The organism is Coriobacteriaceae bacterium (assembly GCA_025993015.1).
Classification (GTDB): Bacteria; Actinomycetota; Coriobacteriia; order Coriobacteriales; family Coriobacteriaceae; genus Collinsella.
On the sequence record DAJPFV010000001.1, the window covers coordinates 1,369,499 to 1,383,174 of the forward strand.

Annotated in this window: 17 protein-coding genes and 1 tRNA gene; 12 read left to right on the plus strand and 6 right to left on the minus strand. The window is 62.5% G+C overall.

The window, feature by feature from the left end:
- The first annotated feature begins 47 nt into the window (after positions 1-47).
- Positions 48-377, plus strand: a complete 330-nt coding sequence (gene hisI, locus OIL77_05795) for a phosphoribosyl-AMP cyclohydrolase (protein HJI44914.1) — start codon at positions 48-50, stop codon at positions 375-377.
- Positions 378-422: 45 nt separating this feature from the next.
- Positions 423-740, plus strand: a complete 318-nt coding sequence (gene hisE, locus OIL77_05800) for a phosphoribosyl-ATP diphosphatase (GenBank protein HJI44915.1) — start codon at positions 423-425, stop codon at positions 738-740.
- A gap of 29 nt (positions 741-769) precedes the next feature.
- On the opposite strand, the gene OIL77_05805 is transcribed toward hisE, so the two are convergent.
- Complete coding sequence (locus tag OIL77_05805; protein ID HJI44916.1) at positions 770-1,681, minus strand: PHP domain-containing protein; 912 nt, start codon at positions 1,679-1,681, stop codon at positions 770-772.
- A gap of 342 nt (positions 1,682-2,023) precedes the next feature.
- On the opposite strand from OIL77_05805, the gene OIL77_05810 reads away from it, so the two are divergent.
- The 6 genes from OIL77_05810 to OIL77_05835 all read left to right on the plus strand — a co-directional run bounded on the left by OIL77_05810 (position 2,024) and on the right by OIL77_05835 (position 7,442).
- Positions 2,024-2,509 carry a LarC family nickel insertion protein gene (locus OIL77_05810; protein HJI44917.1) on the plus strand — a complete coding sequence of 162 codons (486 nt, stop codon included), beginning with the start codon at positions 2,024-2,026 and terminating at the stop codon, positions 2,507-2,509.
- A gap of 55 nt (positions 2,510-2,564) precedes the next feature.
- A complete protein-coding gene (gene yfcE, locus OIL77_05815) occupies positions 2,565-3,113 on the plus strand; it encodes a phosphodiesterase (protein HJI44918.1) in 549 nt (182 codons plus the stop codon).
- Positions 3,114-3,115: 2 nt separating this feature from the next.
- The gene (mazG, locus tag OIL77_05820; GenBank protein HJI44919.1) at positions 3,116-3,976 is read left to right on the plus strand and encodes a nucleoside triphosphate pyrophosphohydrolase; all 861 of its coding nucleotides are present in this window, start codon (positions 3,116-3,118) and stop codon (positions 3,974-3,976) included.
- 191 nt (positions 3,977-4,167) lie between these two features.
- Positions 4,168-5,457, plus strand: coding sequence for a phosphopyruvate hydratase (gene eno, locus OIL77_05825; protein ID HJI44920.1), 1,290 nt, complete (start codon positions 4,168-4,170; stop codon positions 5,455-5,457).
- Positions 5,458-5,653: 196 nt separating this feature from the next.
- Complete coding sequence (locus OIL77_05830; protein ID HJI44921.1) at positions 5,654-6,412, plus strand: hypothetical protein; 759 nt, start codon at positions 5,654-5,656, stop codon at positions 6,410-6,412.
- 28 nt (positions 6,413-6,440) lie between these two features.
- The gene (locus tag OIL77_05835; protein ID HJI44922.1) at positions 6,441-7,442 is read left to right on the plus strand and encodes a hypothetical protein; all 1,002 of its coding nucleotides are present in this window, start codon (positions 6,441-6,443) and stop codon (positions 7,440-7,442) included.
- Positions 7,443-7,787: 345 nt separating this feature from the next.
- On the opposite strand, the gene OIL77_05840 is transcribed toward OIL77_05835, so the two are convergent.
- Positions 7,788-7,872 (minus strand) — tRNA-Leu (locus OIL77_05840).
- A 31-nt stretch (positions 7,873-7,903) separates the two neighbouring features.
- Positions 7,904-8,527: a hypothetical protein gene (locus tag OIL77_05845; GenBank protein HJI44923.1), complete on the minus strand. Its 624-nt coding sequence runs from the start codon at positions 8,525-8,527 to the stop codon at positions 7,904-7,906.
- A 163-nt stretch (positions 8,528-8,690) separates the two neighbouring features.
- Between OIL77_05845 and OIL77_05850 the strand changes: the two genes are divergently transcribed.
- Both OIL77_05850 and OIL77_05855 read left to right on the plus strand, forming a co-directional pair.
- Positions 8,691-8,978, plus strand: coding sequence for a PTS sugar transporter subunit IIB (locus OIL77_05850; protein ID HJI44924.1), 288 nt, complete (start codon positions 8,691-8,693; stop codon positions 8,976-8,978).
- An 11-nt stretch (positions 8,979-8,989) separates the two neighbouring features.
- Positions 8,990-9,364, plus strand: coding sequence for a VOC family protein (locus tag OIL77_05855; protein ID HJI44925.1), 375 nt, complete (start codon positions 8,990-8,992; stop codon positions 9,362-9,364).
- 76 nt (positions 9,365-9,440) lie between these two features.
- Here the strand turns inward: OIL77_05855 and OIL77_05860 are convergent, their stop codons facing one another.
- From OIL77_05860 to OIL77_05870, 3 genes are read right to left on the minus strand one after another with little or no spacing between them, the layout of a single operon-like run.
- Positions 9,441-10,736, minus strand: a complete 1,296-nt coding sequence (locus tag OIL77_05860) for a HAMP domain-containing histidine kinase (protein ID HJI44926.1) — start codon at positions 10,734-10,736, stop codon at positions 9,441-9,443.
- The gene (locus OIL77_05865; GenBank protein ID HJI44927.1) at positions 10,720-11,505 is read right to left on the minus strand and encodes a response regulator transcription factor; all 786 of its coding nucleotides are present in this window, start codon (positions 11,503-11,505) and stop codon (positions 10,720-10,722) included. Before OIL77_05865 ends, OIL77_05860 begins: the two co-directional genes overlap by 17 nt.
- An 18-nt stretch (positions 11,506-11,523) precedes the next feature.
- Positions 11,524-12,066 (minus strand): DUF4342 domain-containing protein, encoded by a 543-nt coding sequence (locus OIL77_05870; protein HJI44928.1) that lies wholly within the window; start codon positions 12,064-12,066, stop codon positions 11,524-11,526.
- A gap of 558 nt (positions 12,067-12,624) precedes the next feature.
- Here OIL77_05870 and OIL77_05875 point away from each other — a divergent pair.
- Together OIL77_05875 and OIL77_05880 are read left to right on the plus strand one after the other, a co-directional pair.
- Positions 12,625-12,864 (plus strand): hypothetical protein, encoded by a 240-nt coding sequence (locus OIL77_05875; protein HJI44929.1) that lies wholly within the window; start codon positions 12,625-12,627, stop codon positions 12,862-12,864.
- Positions 12,865-12,949: 85 nt separating this feature from the next.
- Positions 12,950-13,675 (plus strand): metallophosphoesterase, encoded by a 726-nt coding sequence (locus OIL77_05880; GenBank protein ID HJI44930.1) that lies wholly within the window; start codon positions 12,950-12,952, stop codon positions 13,673-13,675.
- The last annotated feature ends 1 nt before the right edge of the window (position 13,676 follow it).

Sequence of the window (13,676 nt, forward strand, 5' to 3'; positions counted from 1 at the left end):
CCTGGACAACCCTCGCCGACCGGCGATGTTTAAATTGGGGAATTGAAATGAGAGAAATTACTACTCCAGCGGATCTTAAATACGACGCCAAAGGATTGATTCCTTGTGTGGTTCAGCAATATGACACCGGCGAGGTGCTTATGGTTGCTTGGATGAACGAGGAGTCGGTGGGGTTGACGCTCAAGACCGGCACCACGTGGTTTTGGAGCCGCAGTCGCCAGGAGCTCTGGAACAAGGGCGCGACGAGCGGCAATATGCAAGCGGTCAAGGAGCTCTGGGCCGACTGCGATAGCGATACGCTGCTGGTCAAGGTTGACTCGCCGGGCCCGGCTTGCCACACCGGCAACCGTACCTGCTTCTTTAAGAAACTCGCGTAGGGCGGGCGCTCGATTAGACGCTCGGCCACCAGAAAGGATTGAACTATGGGTGTGCGCACCGCAAACATTCAGGATGGAAATATCGGTGAGACGCTGACAGGTCTGGCCGAGGTGATTCACGGCCGTCGCGACGCATCGCCGCAGGAGAGCTATACCGCTCGCCTGCTGACCGATGTCGAGGACGAGCTGCTCAAGAAGCTTGCCGAGGAGGCGAGCGAGGTCATCATGGCCTGCAAGGATAACGATCACGACCACATCCGCTACGAGGCCGGCGACCTGATCTACCACCTGCTCGTGACGCTCGAGCGCTACGGCATCACCCTCGATGAGCTGGCCGGCGAACTCAACGCCCGCCGTCAATAGTTGTTTAAGAACGTCCCCAACGACTGGTCTTAGGCGAGGGGCGTGGGTTCCCATTCGTCGGTGGCGTGGGGGATATCGAAGGTTCGGTAGCCGCAGTCGTAGGCGTGTGCCTGGGCCTCACGGATGTTCCAGCAGATGTCGCAGGCGCGGTGTGCGTCCGAGCCAAAAGTGATCGGCACCTCGGCGTGGGCAAAGCAACGCAGCAATCCGGTCGCGGGATAGTAGTCGTCGAGGCCCTTGCGCGGTGCGGCGGTCGAGACCTCAACGCGGCGGCCCGTATCGTGCGCGCACTCGGCCATCTGCTGCCAAAACGGTGCGGGGTCAAAGTCGGGCGCAAAGCCTTCCTTCGAAAAGCGCATGACCAGGTCGGGGTGAGCCATTACATCAAAGTTGAGCGGGCTCTCGCAGGCGCGGCACCAGTCGTCGACGTAGCGCTCCCACACGCCGCGTACCCCCAGGGTTTCCCAAACGTGCAGGTTGGTGTCGTCGTCGATCCAACCGCAAAGGGAATCGGGTGTATCGGGACGAGCGACGTTTTCCGTTCCCGCCGTACCCGCGGCACCGGCCATGATATCGCCTGGGTTGCCAATCCAATGCACACTGCCCAGGCGCACGACGGCGCCCTGGGACCAGCGCTCAACCAAAGGCTCGCAGCCCTCGTACCAATCGCATTCAAAGCCATAGATAAAGCTGAGCTCCGGCGCAATCTGCGCGGCAAGCTTGCGGGCATCCTCAAAAGCCAGACGATGTGTCGGCAGGTCGCCCTCAGTAACCTGCACTTCGCAGTTGGCGTCCATGCTGGCGGGCAGGGTGAGATGGTCAGTTGAGACCATGGCGCGGCACCCGGCCGCGGCAGCGGCACGGACGTTGTCCTCAAACGAGGCATGCCCGTCCGAAAACGAGGTGTGGGTGTGGCAATCGGCTAGCGGGCAAGCAGACATGGCGGCTCCTTTGCGTCAAGCGAATCCGCTCCATTGTAATGGCGCAGCTCTCAACACGCCGGGCACGCGGGGGGTCGAAATCGATTGGAAAGGCTGCGCGGCGCGCGGTGCGGCCTCGCTTGTGCTCTCAAAACGTGTACGTCAGCCTCCAAAAGCTGCAAAAAATGACGTGTTTGGAGGCTGCCGTACACGTTTGGATAGGGGCGAGGACGATCCCGGCGCACGCCGACGTCCGCGACGGGCAAAAGTCCCGCCCATCCCATGACGCCGCCCCCACGCCGCCCGCGATGTGCTAGCGTTTGGATGAACAAAACGAGCCCGTGCGGAAAGGACCCGGACCGTATGCCATGCGATAGCAAATCCCCGCTGTCTCGCGAGATCGATGCGCCCGAAACTATCGTCAAGCTTGAGTGCGACATCGATGACGCGTCGCCCGAGGTGCTCGCCTACGCCGCCGACCGCCTGCGCGAGGCGGGTGCGCGCGAGGTGCATTGGCTGCCCCTCTATTGCAAGAAAGGCCGCCCCGGCTGGCAACTGCAGGTAATCTGCACCCACGAGGATATCGAGCGCCTGCAGACGATTATCTTTTTGGAAACCACGACCAATGGCATCCGCCGCCAAGTCATGGAGCGCGTCTGCCTGCCGCGCCGCTTTGAGCAGGTGGCGACGCCTTGGGGCGAGGTGGCCGTCAAGGTGGCAACCCTGCCCGACGGCAGCGAGCGCGCGGCACCCGAGTACGAGGACTGCTCCCGCCTCGCTCGCGAGCATAACGTGCCGCTCCAGCGCGTGATGCAGGCGGCACAAGCCGCGGCGCTGCGATTTGAGTGACACAGGCCAACGACGTGCCGCACCAATCCTATTAACCCCACCCGAAAGGACCACCATGAAATACCTCATCGCCTCCGACATCCACGGCTCGGCATACTGGACCGAGCGCCTGGTCGCCGCCATCGAATCCGAGCAGCCCGACCGCATCGTGCTGCTGGGCGACCTGCTCTACCACGGCCCGCGCAACGACCTGCCGCGCGACTACGCCCCCAAGCGTGTGATTCCGCTGCTCAACGCCCTGGCCGACCGCATCATCGCGGTGCGCGGCAACTGCGACGCGGAGGTCGATCAGATGGTCCTCGACTTCCCCGTCATGGCCGACTACGCCACGCTGTTTGACGAAGCCGGCCGCGAGCTGTTCCTGACGCACGGCCACGTCTTTGGCGCCGGCATGCACAACAGCGTCGACCACGCGCCCGCACTGCCCGAGGACTCAGCGCTCGTCTACGGCCACACGCACATCAAAGTCAACGAGGCAAGCGAGGCGCACCCGGGCCTGTGGCTCTTCAACCCCGGCAGCGTGAGCATTCCCAAGGACGGTACGCACAGCTACGGCATCTACGAGGGCGGTACGTTCCGTCACGTGGTCCTGGAGGAGGAATAACCATGGCGCAGCACATGGCTCAGCAAAATGCCGAGGGCTCGCGCGATCTGTCCACGCTGGTCGACGCGTCGGCCGAGCTGCAGCATCTGGTGCAGACCATCTGGCGTCTGCGTCAGCCCGACGGCTGCCCATGGGACCGCGAACAGACGCATCAGAGCATCGGCAAGAACATGATCGAGGAAGCCTACGAGGCGCTCGATTGCATCGAGGCGGACGACGTGGCACATCTGCGCGAGGAGCTCGGCGACGTGCTTATGCAAGTTGTGCTGCATGCGCAGATTGCTGCCGACGCCGGCGAGTTTACGCTGGCCGACGTGGCGCGTGACATTGACGCTAAGCTCATCCGGCGTCATCCGCACGTGTTTGGCGATGCGGATGCCGACAGCTCTGACGAGGTGCTCAAGATTTGGGACGAGGTCAAGCTCGCCGAGAAAGCCGCCAAGGACAAGGCCGTGGCAGCGGGCGAGACCGCGCCCGAGGGCCTGCTCGACGGCGTGCCCACGCATCTTCCGGCGCTGATGCAGGCGCAGAAGGTGTCGCGCAAGGCGGCGGCCGTGGGCTTTGAGTGGGAGACGGTCCAGGACGTGTGGGACGAGGTCGCCGAGGAGCGGGCCGAGTTTGAGGCCGAGGCTCCTGGCTCATCCGAGCGCGAGATGGAGTTTGGCGACCTGCTCTTTGCCCTGGTCAACGTTGCGCGTAAAGAGGGGATTGATGCCGAGAGCGCCCTGCGTGCCAGCACGGCAAAGTTCCGCCGCCGCTGGGCTGCGATGGAGCAGATGGCGGCTGACGCCCACGTGGATCTGGCCGAGCTTTCGACCCACGGCCTCAACGACCTGTGGGACGCCGCAAAGGCGGAGGAGTAAGACTGCGGGAACGATGGGCTGACACGCCTCATCGTTCCCGCTTAATTTTTCGAAAAACAAGTGTATCCCTCGGCTAACTTAGGGCATAATGCAAAAAGTGCGACAGGGCTAACTTATGGAGCGGCGCGCCCCGGCGGTGCGCAAGTCCTGTCGCAATCATCCGACACGTTTCCAAGTGAGAGGGAGACAACATGAGCGATATTTTGGACGTCTACGGTCGCGAGGTGCTCGACAGCCGCGGCAACCCCACCGTCGAGGTCGAGGTCGTGCTTGAGGACGGCAGCTTCGGTCGCGCGATGGTGCCTTCGGGCGCTTCGACCGGCGCCTTTGAGGCCTGCGAGCTGCGCGATGGCGACAAGGGCCGCTACCTGGGCAAGGGCGTCTCGCAGGCCGTCGAGCACGTCAACAACGAGTGCGCTAACGCTGTCGTGGGCCTCGACGCCTTCGACCAGCGCGCCGTCGATGCCGCGCTGATTGCCGCCGACGGTACCCCCAACAAGACCAAGCTCGGTGCCAACGCCATCCTGGGCGTGTCGCTGGCCGTCGCCCGCGCCGCTGCCGAGTCGGCGGGCCTGTCGCTGTACCAGTACCTGGGCGGCGTCAACGCTCATCTGCTGCCCACACCTATGATGAACATCCTCAACGGCGGCGTGCATGCCGACAATAACGTCGACTTCCAGGAGTTCATGATCATGCCGGTGGGCGCCCCGAGCTTTGCCGAGGGCCTGCGTTGGTGCGCCGAGGTCTATCACACCCTCAAGGGCGTGCTGCACGAGGCCGGCCTGGGCGGCGGCGTGGGCGACGAGGGCGGCTTTGCGCCCAACCTCAAGACCAATGCCGATCCGTTCGAGTACATCACCAAGGCCGTGGAGAAGGCCGGCTTTAAGCCCGGCGTCGACTTCATGTACGCCATGGACCCGGCCTCGACCGAGTTCTACAACGCCGAGACCGGCATGTACGAGCTCAAGGGCGAGGGCGTGGAGTACACGAGCGCCCAGATGGTTGATTACTGGGAGAAGCTCGTCGACACCTATCCCATCATCTCCATCGAGGACGGCATGGCCGAGGAGGACTGGGACGGCTGGGTCGAGCTTACCCGCCGCATTGGCAACAAGGTGCAGCTGGTGGGCGACGACCTGTTCGTCACCAACACCGAGCGCCTCAAGAAGGGCATCGAGCTGGGTGCCGCCAACGCGATCCTGGTCAAGGTCAACCAGATCGGCACGCTCACCGAGTCGCTCGAGGCCATCGAGACCGCCAAGGAGGCCGGTTACGCCTGCATCGTGAGCCACCGTTCCGGCGAGACCGAGGACTCCACGATCGCCGACCTGGTCGTGGGCGTTAACGCCGGCCAGATCAAGTCGGGCGCCCCGTGCCGCAGCGACCGCATCGCCAAGTACAACCAGCTCATCCGCATCGAGGACGAGCTCGAGGGCAGCGCGCGCTACGCCGGCAAGGCCGCGTTCTACAACATTCGCTAAACGGGCGAATTTGGCGAGGGGGAGGCTGACTCGGTTCCGCCCCCGCCTTGGCTGGACGCCGCAAAGCGCTGTGGGCGCTGGGCCATATGGCTCAGCGCCTTTTTTATGTCGAGCAAAGGCTGGCGAAGGCGGTGCGCGCGCTCGTGCTATAACTAGAATACTTAGCGCAAACAAACCTCAACCGCACAAGGCGCATATGGATCAGATTTACGACAACAGGTACTATTCCGCCGGTTCGCGTGAGCCGTCGCCTCGCCGTGCGCGCACGGTGCAGCTCGGTGGGTCCGCCTACGCCGGTGCCGACCGCTCCACGCAGCGCCCGACAAGTACCTCGCGTCCCAATGCTCAAGTGAATACTTCGGCAGATGGACCGGTGCGCCCGGCACGTTCGTCGCATGCGTCGCGTCCCTCGGCCCAGACGCACGACAGGTCGAGCAGGCCCTCGAGCCGTCTTTCGGGCTCGGACTTTATGCGCTATGCCAACGACAATGCGGTGGTCAAGGCGATCTATGACTTTACGCATGGCTCTCTGCGCCCGCTATTCATCGGCATTGTCGTTGCTCTGGTGCTCGTGAGCCTGTACTTTCCCGTGCGCGACCTGTACGTGGCTAAGCGCTCGAGCGACATCTTGGCCAAGCAGGTCGAGATTCGTCAGCAATACAATGATGAGATGAAAAAAGACACTGATAAGTGGTTCTCGGAAGAGGGCATTAAGGATTCGGCACGGGGCCTGGGCCTGGTGATGCCCGGCGAGAAGAGGATTGAAGTGCAGGGCCTGGACGACGATTCGGATGCCTCGTCGAGCCAGAAGTCGTCGAACGCCAAGAAGGCCAGCGAAGTTGCCAAGGAAATCGAAGAAGTCGGCAAGGACGCGCCGTGGTACATTCAGACGCTCGACATGCTGTTTGGATTTAACGGCGTCGAGGGCCAGACGGTCGCGTCCAGCGGCGAGTAGGCGAGTAGCGCCCGGAGGGGAGCCCGCAATGGCAGATTGCAAACGATATAAGGTGGCCGCGATTGACCTGGGAACGGTGTCGTCGCGACTGGTGCTGGCGCAGGTCGAGGCCGGGGCGATCGTGGAATCGTCCAAGCATACCGAGATCACCGACTTGGGCGAGGGCGTGGACGCGACGGGGCGCTTTTGCGAGGCGGCCGTTGAGCGCGTGCTCGCTGCGTGCCGCATGTTTGTGGACGAAGCCCGTACCTTTGGGGCCGCGTGCGTCTGCACCACCTGCACGAGTGCCGCGCGCGATGCGTCCAATGCCGCGCTGCTGCTGGACGGTCTGCGCGAGCTGGGGCTTGAGCCGCAGGTGATTCCGGGTGAGGTCGAGGCGCGCCTGACGTTTTTTGGCGTGGCGCACGACTTTGCCGGCAAGCGCATCATTGTTGCCGATTCGGGCGGCGGCTCCACGGAGCTCGCGACGGGCGTATACGCGCCGGAGTGCGGGGTCTTTGCGCTGGAGGGAACGCGTTCGCTGGACATTGGTTGCCGTCGTGTGACGGAGCGTTTCTTCTCGGCGTTGCCGCCTTCGGACGGCGAGCTTGCTGCCGCTGCCGACTGGGCGGGCGAGCAGTTCTCCGCCTATTTTGAGAGCCTGCCCAGCGACTTTGAGCGCGCCGAGCGCCTCGTTGCGGTGGGCGGTACCGTCACCACGCTCGTGGCGCTGGTTCACGAGCTGGAGCCGTACGACTCGAGCTTTGTGCACCTACGCGAGCTTTCGATGGAGCAGATCTCGGCCGCCATCGATCGTATGTCTACGCTGGATGTGGAGGGTATCGCTGCGCTGCCGGGCGTGCAGCCCAAGCGCGCGGGCGTGATTCTGGCCGGCGCCGTGGTGATTCACGAGCTCATGCGCGCCGGTGGCTACGATGCGCTCACCGTAAGCGAGAACAGCCTCCTCGCCGGCATGGCCGCCACCATCAACGAGGTTCTCGACGGCGTGACCCCCACCATCGCCTGGACCCCGAGCCTGAGTGCTCTTTAACCGTCTTCCTCTGAGTTGCGGTGAAATAGTTCCTAAATAAGCTGGTAAACGGTATAAACAGGATCTATTCCACCGCAACTTAGAGCTCCGCTGGCGTGTAAAAGAAACGAGCCCGAATCCCTGGGGGACACGGGCTCGTAAACAATACGTGGTAGGGGCGGTGGGACGTCTGCGTATTTGCTGCGCAAATCCGCACCGGCTTCGGCCGCCTGCCGGCGCCCTCGCCGGCTCGCTGCGGACGCTGCGCGTCCGCTTGACGCTCGCCCCCTCGCGGGTTCGAGTCCCGCCGGCATCTAAAAGAAATGAGCCCGCACCCCTTGGGGACACCGGCTCGAAAGCTCCATATGGTAGGGGCGGTGGGACTCGAACCCACAATCCTTGCGGCGAGAGATTTTAAGTCTCCTGCGTATGCCAATTCCGCCACGCCCCCGTGAGACTAGAAGTCTAGCACAAGCCGTCCGTTACGCGTTGACGGCCATCGAGTGTTGGCCCGACTTCTCAAGGAACTCTTGGAACTTGGCTTCATCGCCCTTGTTTTGGTATTGCAGGGCCAGCAGGTACTCCAAGCGGCAGCGCTTGACCGGGTCGTCGCCGACGTCCTCGAGCATGCGCTCCAGCTCGGGAATGTCATTGTGGCGCTTGAGGATCATCGTGTCGTACATCAGCTGACACTCGTGCGCAACTGCCTCGGCCTGACCGCCCTCAAAGCCCTTGATTTCGTGCAGCAGCTCCTTGGACTTTTTGCGGTCCTCCTGGCCAACGTAGTAGTTAAAGGCCTTGATCACCAGGTCGACGCGCTGCATTTTGGGCAGATTGAGCCCCAGCAGCAAATCGAACATCTCGTCGGCGCGCTTGTGGTCCTCGCGCAGCAGATAGGAGTTCAGGCGCAGGTAGTCGCGGTTGTAGCGCGGGTACAGCATGCTGGTGAGTTTGCCATCGAGCAAACGATCGAACTCGTCCCACTGCTTGGCAGCCATAAGCTGTTGCAGGCGCTTAAACGTGGTGCGTTTTTTTACGCTAAAGAACACCGATATGGCGATACAGATGATGACGACGGCGGTCCAGAGGGTGCGGGAATCGGGCATATTGGGGTCCTTAGTCGCTCATAAAGCGAGCGGTATGACAACACGTACTAGATGTATTATACGCAGCGCGCAAGCAAACTGGCATAAAAGCTCATCGAGGCTGAGTGCCATCGCTCGCTGCGGTACACTTACCTAAAGTAAACCACGAAGGGAGACATTACCTATGAAGAAGATCGTTTTGGCTTGCGGTGCTGGCGCTGCTACTTCCACGCTCGTTGCCCAGAAGGTCGCCACCATGCTCGACGCCAACGGTTACGCCGACAAGTACGAGATCGTGCAGTGCGCCATCTCCGAGGCCAAGGACGTTTGCGACGAGGGCGCCGATCTGCTGATCGCCACCACCGTTGCCCCCGAGGGCCTTACCTGCCCGTACGTGAGCGGCGTGCCCTTCATGACCGGCATGAACCGCGTCGCTGCCGAGAAGGCCGTTCTTGACGTCATGGCTCAGTAGGCGCTGACTGCATGAGTGAGCAGAACGCCAACCCGGTAGAGCTCTTTGGTATGCGCGTTGCCCATGTGGGCATTAACGCCACCGACCCGGCAGACGCCCTGGAGATCGCGGAGCTGTTCTCGACGATGATGGGCCTGCCCGTCATCGAGACCCCGGTTTCGTACTTCAACGATTCGCTGGTCGAGATCATGAAGCAGAACGGTCGTGGCACCAAAGGCCACATCGGCTTTGCCGTTAACGACATCGATGCAGCTGAGAAGTGGTTTGCCGAGCGCGGGCTCGAGGTCAACGAGGAGTCGCGCGCGCTGCTACCCGACGGTGGTACCAAACTCGTGTACTTTAAGCGCGAGTTCGCCGGCTTCGCCGTGCATCTGTGCCGCGAGTAGCGCACAGGCTGCTATAGCTAGCAAAAAGGGATGGGGCCGCATGGCCTTATCCCTTTTATTTATGCCGAGGGGCTTTCTATCGTGGCAGGCGAATCGTAAAGCGGCTGCCGACGCCCTCGACTGAGGTCACACCGATGACGCCGCCATGGCTGTCGACGATCCACTTGGCGATGGCGAGCCCCAGACCCGAGCCCTGCGCGCCGGCATCGCGCGCGTTGTCGGCGCGGTAGAACCGTTCGAACGCGTGAGCTGCGGATTCCTGGTTCATGCCGATGCCCTCGTCCTCAACACTTATGTCGATCGTGCCCGCGCCCGCATCCGGCGTCACGCCAAACGAGATGGGCGTGCCCGCGTCCGAATACTTGGCGGCGTTTTGCACGATCACGCGCAGAGCCTGCTTCACGAGCGCCACGTCGACGGGCGCGTCGCAGCGCGGGTCGCTGACAAGCGCGGCGTCGTACGCCAGCCGATACGTGTGCGCGGCATCGATCATCTGTGACTCCTCGCATACCTCGTCGACCAGTGCGGCCAGGTTGGTATTCGCACGCCGCAGGACCGTGCGCCCGGCATCGCCGCGCGCCAAAAACAGCAGCTGCTCCACAAGCTCTTGCATGTGCTCGCTTTCGGCCTTGAGGGACGCGATGGACTCCGCCAGCACGTCCGGATCGTCTTTGCCCCAGCGGTCGAGCATGTTTACGTAGCCCTGAATCACCGCGATGGGCGTTCGTAGCTCGTGGCTTGCATCGTTGACAAAGCGCATCTGCTGCAGCTTTGCCTCTTGCATCTGGCGCAGCAGGCGGTTGAGCGCGACCTCGATGCTTGCCAGGTCGGCGTCGCCGGTGGTGACGCTCGGCGAGTCGACGCTTGCGCGCTCGATGGCCTGCTCCAGTGTTTCCATCTTGCCGCCGGAGAGCTGTATGCGGCCGAGTTCGTCCACGCGCAGGGCCAGATCGTTGAGCGGCGCCATGGTGCGGCGCACGCGGCGGGCGCCGCCGAGCATGTTGAGCACGCTGATGACCTGCCAACCCACAACGACAAGGTAGAGAGGCCATAGCGTGACGAGGTCCTGCGCGAGGGGGAAAGTCTTGGTGGTACGCGCAAGCTCGACGGTATAGGTGAGCGTTGTCAGGTCCCAGCCGCGCGCGGGCGTCAGCGACATGCCGCGAACGGTGGCGCTGGGGATCCATCCTGCGGTAAACGCGCCGTCGGGCAGCGTCTGGTTGTATCCATAGACGAGGATCGCCGCCGCAATAACCAACAGTAACAGATCGAGCCAGATGTGGCTCATCAAGCGGCGCCACATATAGCTCCAGTTGATGGCGCGGGCGATGGAGGTGACGCGCTTGGTCTCGGCGTTACGCGCGGCAGACATAGCCCACCCCGCGCACGGTCTGGATGATGCGGGCGCTGCCGGCGTCCTCGATCTTGGCGCGCAGGTGCGCGATGTGCACGTCGACGTTGTTGGTGTCGCCCACGTATTCGTAGCCCAGCGCTTCGTGCGCGATGCGCTCGCGCGTGAGCACGGTCTCGGCATGCGCCATAAGCAGGGCGAGGACATCGAACTCGCGGGCCGTCAGCGCGATGGGCGAGCCGCCGACCGTGACTTCGCGGCGGTCGGGGTCGAGCGCAACCGAGCCCACGGCGAGCGCAGCGGGGGAGGGCGCGGCAGCGGTCTGGGCCGTGTCGGTTGCCGGGGACATTGTGGCGATACCGGCGGCCGTGCCGCTCGCTACGCCAACCCCGGTGCTGGCGCCGCCAACGCCCGAAGCCGCCCGTACGGCTTCCGAGCGCTTCAGCGCCACGCGGATCCGTGCGAACAGCTCCTCAATCGCAAACGGTTTGGTCAGGTAATCGTCAGCACCGGCATCGAGCCCGGCCACTTTGTCCATCACGGCATCGCGCGCGGTGACCATAATCACCGGCACATCCTTGTGCTTGCGGACACGCCGCAAGACCTCCATGCCGCTGAGCTGCGGCAACAGCACGTCGAGCAGAATCAGATCGTAGTCGCGCTCCAGCGCCAGGTCCACGGCGGTGCGGCCATCGGCGGCGTGTTCCACCTGGTAGCCCTCGTGCTCCAGCTCGAGCGTCACAAAGCGGGCGATTTTCTTCTCGTCCTCTACGATCAGGATCCGTGCCATGCGTGCCCCCGTCTGCGATTACTTGTCGTCGTTCAGATTTTGCTTGATGTCGTCCGCGGCGTCGGCGGCGTGATTCATAAGGTTGTTGATGCTGCCGGGCACGTCGCCGTCGCTGTCGATGCGGTAGCGCATGCCAAAGAACAGGCCAATCAGCATCAGCCAAATCGTAGCGCCCCAGGCAAACAGCGCGACGATGGGGATCAGGATGGGAATGTTGAGGATGATCGCGTCGCGGCGCGTGGCGATAAACTTGGTGTCCAGGCTCAGGCGGAAGAGCTTTTTGAGGTACTCCCACACGCTGTCCATCTTCTTGGAGAAGTCGGTCTTTTCGCTCGACTTCTCGTAGGCGGCCTGCGCGGCGACCATCTCGGTTGAGGGCTCATCGACTGGCGCGGACTCGGTGGCGGCGTGCGCCGACGTGGTCTGGGTCTTGCCCTGCGACTCGAGCCAAATGATGGCATCCAAGACGTTGCCGTCGGCGGCGTCGAGCGCGGCCTTGGCATCGGTGTAGCTCACGTTGCACTTGGTGCGGATGGTTTCAACTTTTTCGAGGTCGTCCATGACCTGTCCTTTCGTTCGATGGGCGCGACGCCGGGCGATCTTCCCGGGCGCGAGCGTTGCGTTCGGCGGCCTGCGTTGCGCGGTGCCGCCCCGCCCTTGGTCGAACTCTATAGTGCAGGTTATAGATTAAGCGATTCTTGAGCCAAGATTAATGTTGGATGAGTTTTTGCGCGGCGGTGGGGAAGGGGGAGGTGTCTTTCTGGATAGCTAGCAGCGAGGTCTAATACTTTTCCCGAGAAGTGAACGAGCTAAAACGGACCCCCGAAGCATCGACACTTTAAAGGTGCCGTTTCCCGCGGTTTCAATGCTGAAATCCCACGATTTTGCCGCCGAAAAATGCGGCTGTTTCAGGGGTCCAAAAACAGCCGTTCACTTCTCGGGAAAAGTATTAGACCTCGACAGCGGGGGATGGGGTGCCGGTGCAAAACGGCGTCAAGGGTTGGTCGAGCAGGCGGTTTCTCCATTGATGTCTGCACGGCATGTGACACTTACTCTGCCGCTTCGTTCTGCCACGGCGGCATGCATCTGAACAACGACCCTCTAAGGAGTTCGATATCGATGGGTGACAACGCAAAGCATCTCGCAAAGAAGTGCGTTAAGGACGCAGGACCGTGCCTTGCGCTGTGCGTAGCCGGCGCAGCGGTCGCGCTGCTGGCTGTTCTGGGGCCGTTCGACGTGCTCCGAAGTGCCAGCTCTCTGCACATTTGCATGGCCCTTGCCGGTGCCATGATGACCGGCGGTGTGCTAGATTTGATTTTTTGGGTACTCGACCCGTTTGGATGGAAGAACGAGGGGTAAGCCCTAAGGGATGGAAGGACTGGAACGGTTGGCTTAGTGATCGTGCAGAATGTGGGCTAGCGACTTACAGGGAAGTGGTGATCCGGTGACAGTCTATGTGACGGGCGATATTCACGGCGGCGTCGACATGCAAAAGCTGCGCGATTGGGAGCTTGGGGATAGCCTGACGAGCGACGACTATCTGATTGTCGCGGGCGACTTTGGCTTTCCGTGGGATTTCTCTGCCGAGGAATGCGCCGATATCGCTTGGCTGGAGTCGCGCCCCTATACGTTGCTGTTCGTCGACGGCAACCACGAACGTTTCGATCACTGGGCGGAGCGTCCCATGGAACTGTGGCACGGCGGTCTGACGCAGCGCCTGTCGGATACCTCTCCCATACGGCGCCTGACGCGTGGCGAGGTTTTTGAGCTCGACGGCTCAACGATCTTTACCACGGGCGGCGCCACGAGCGTGGATAAGGAATACCGCATTCCGTATTCCAGCTGGTGGCCGCAGGAGCTGCCGGACGAGCGCAACTTTGAGGAAGCGCGGGCAAAGCTCGAGAGCATGGGCTGGAAGGTCGACTACGTGATCACCCACACCTGCTCTACGCGCATGCTTTCGCCCACGCTTTATCCGGCACCCGGCTGGAATTGTCCCGGCGTTGACCGACTCACGGCATTTTTCGATGAGCTGGAAGACCGCTTGGATTACAAGCGCTGGTATTACGGGCATTTCCATCGGGATGCCAACCCGGCCGAGCGCCATACCGTGCTCTACGACTGCATCGTTCGCCTGGGCGACGAACTCCAACCCTGGGACGTTGCGTAGG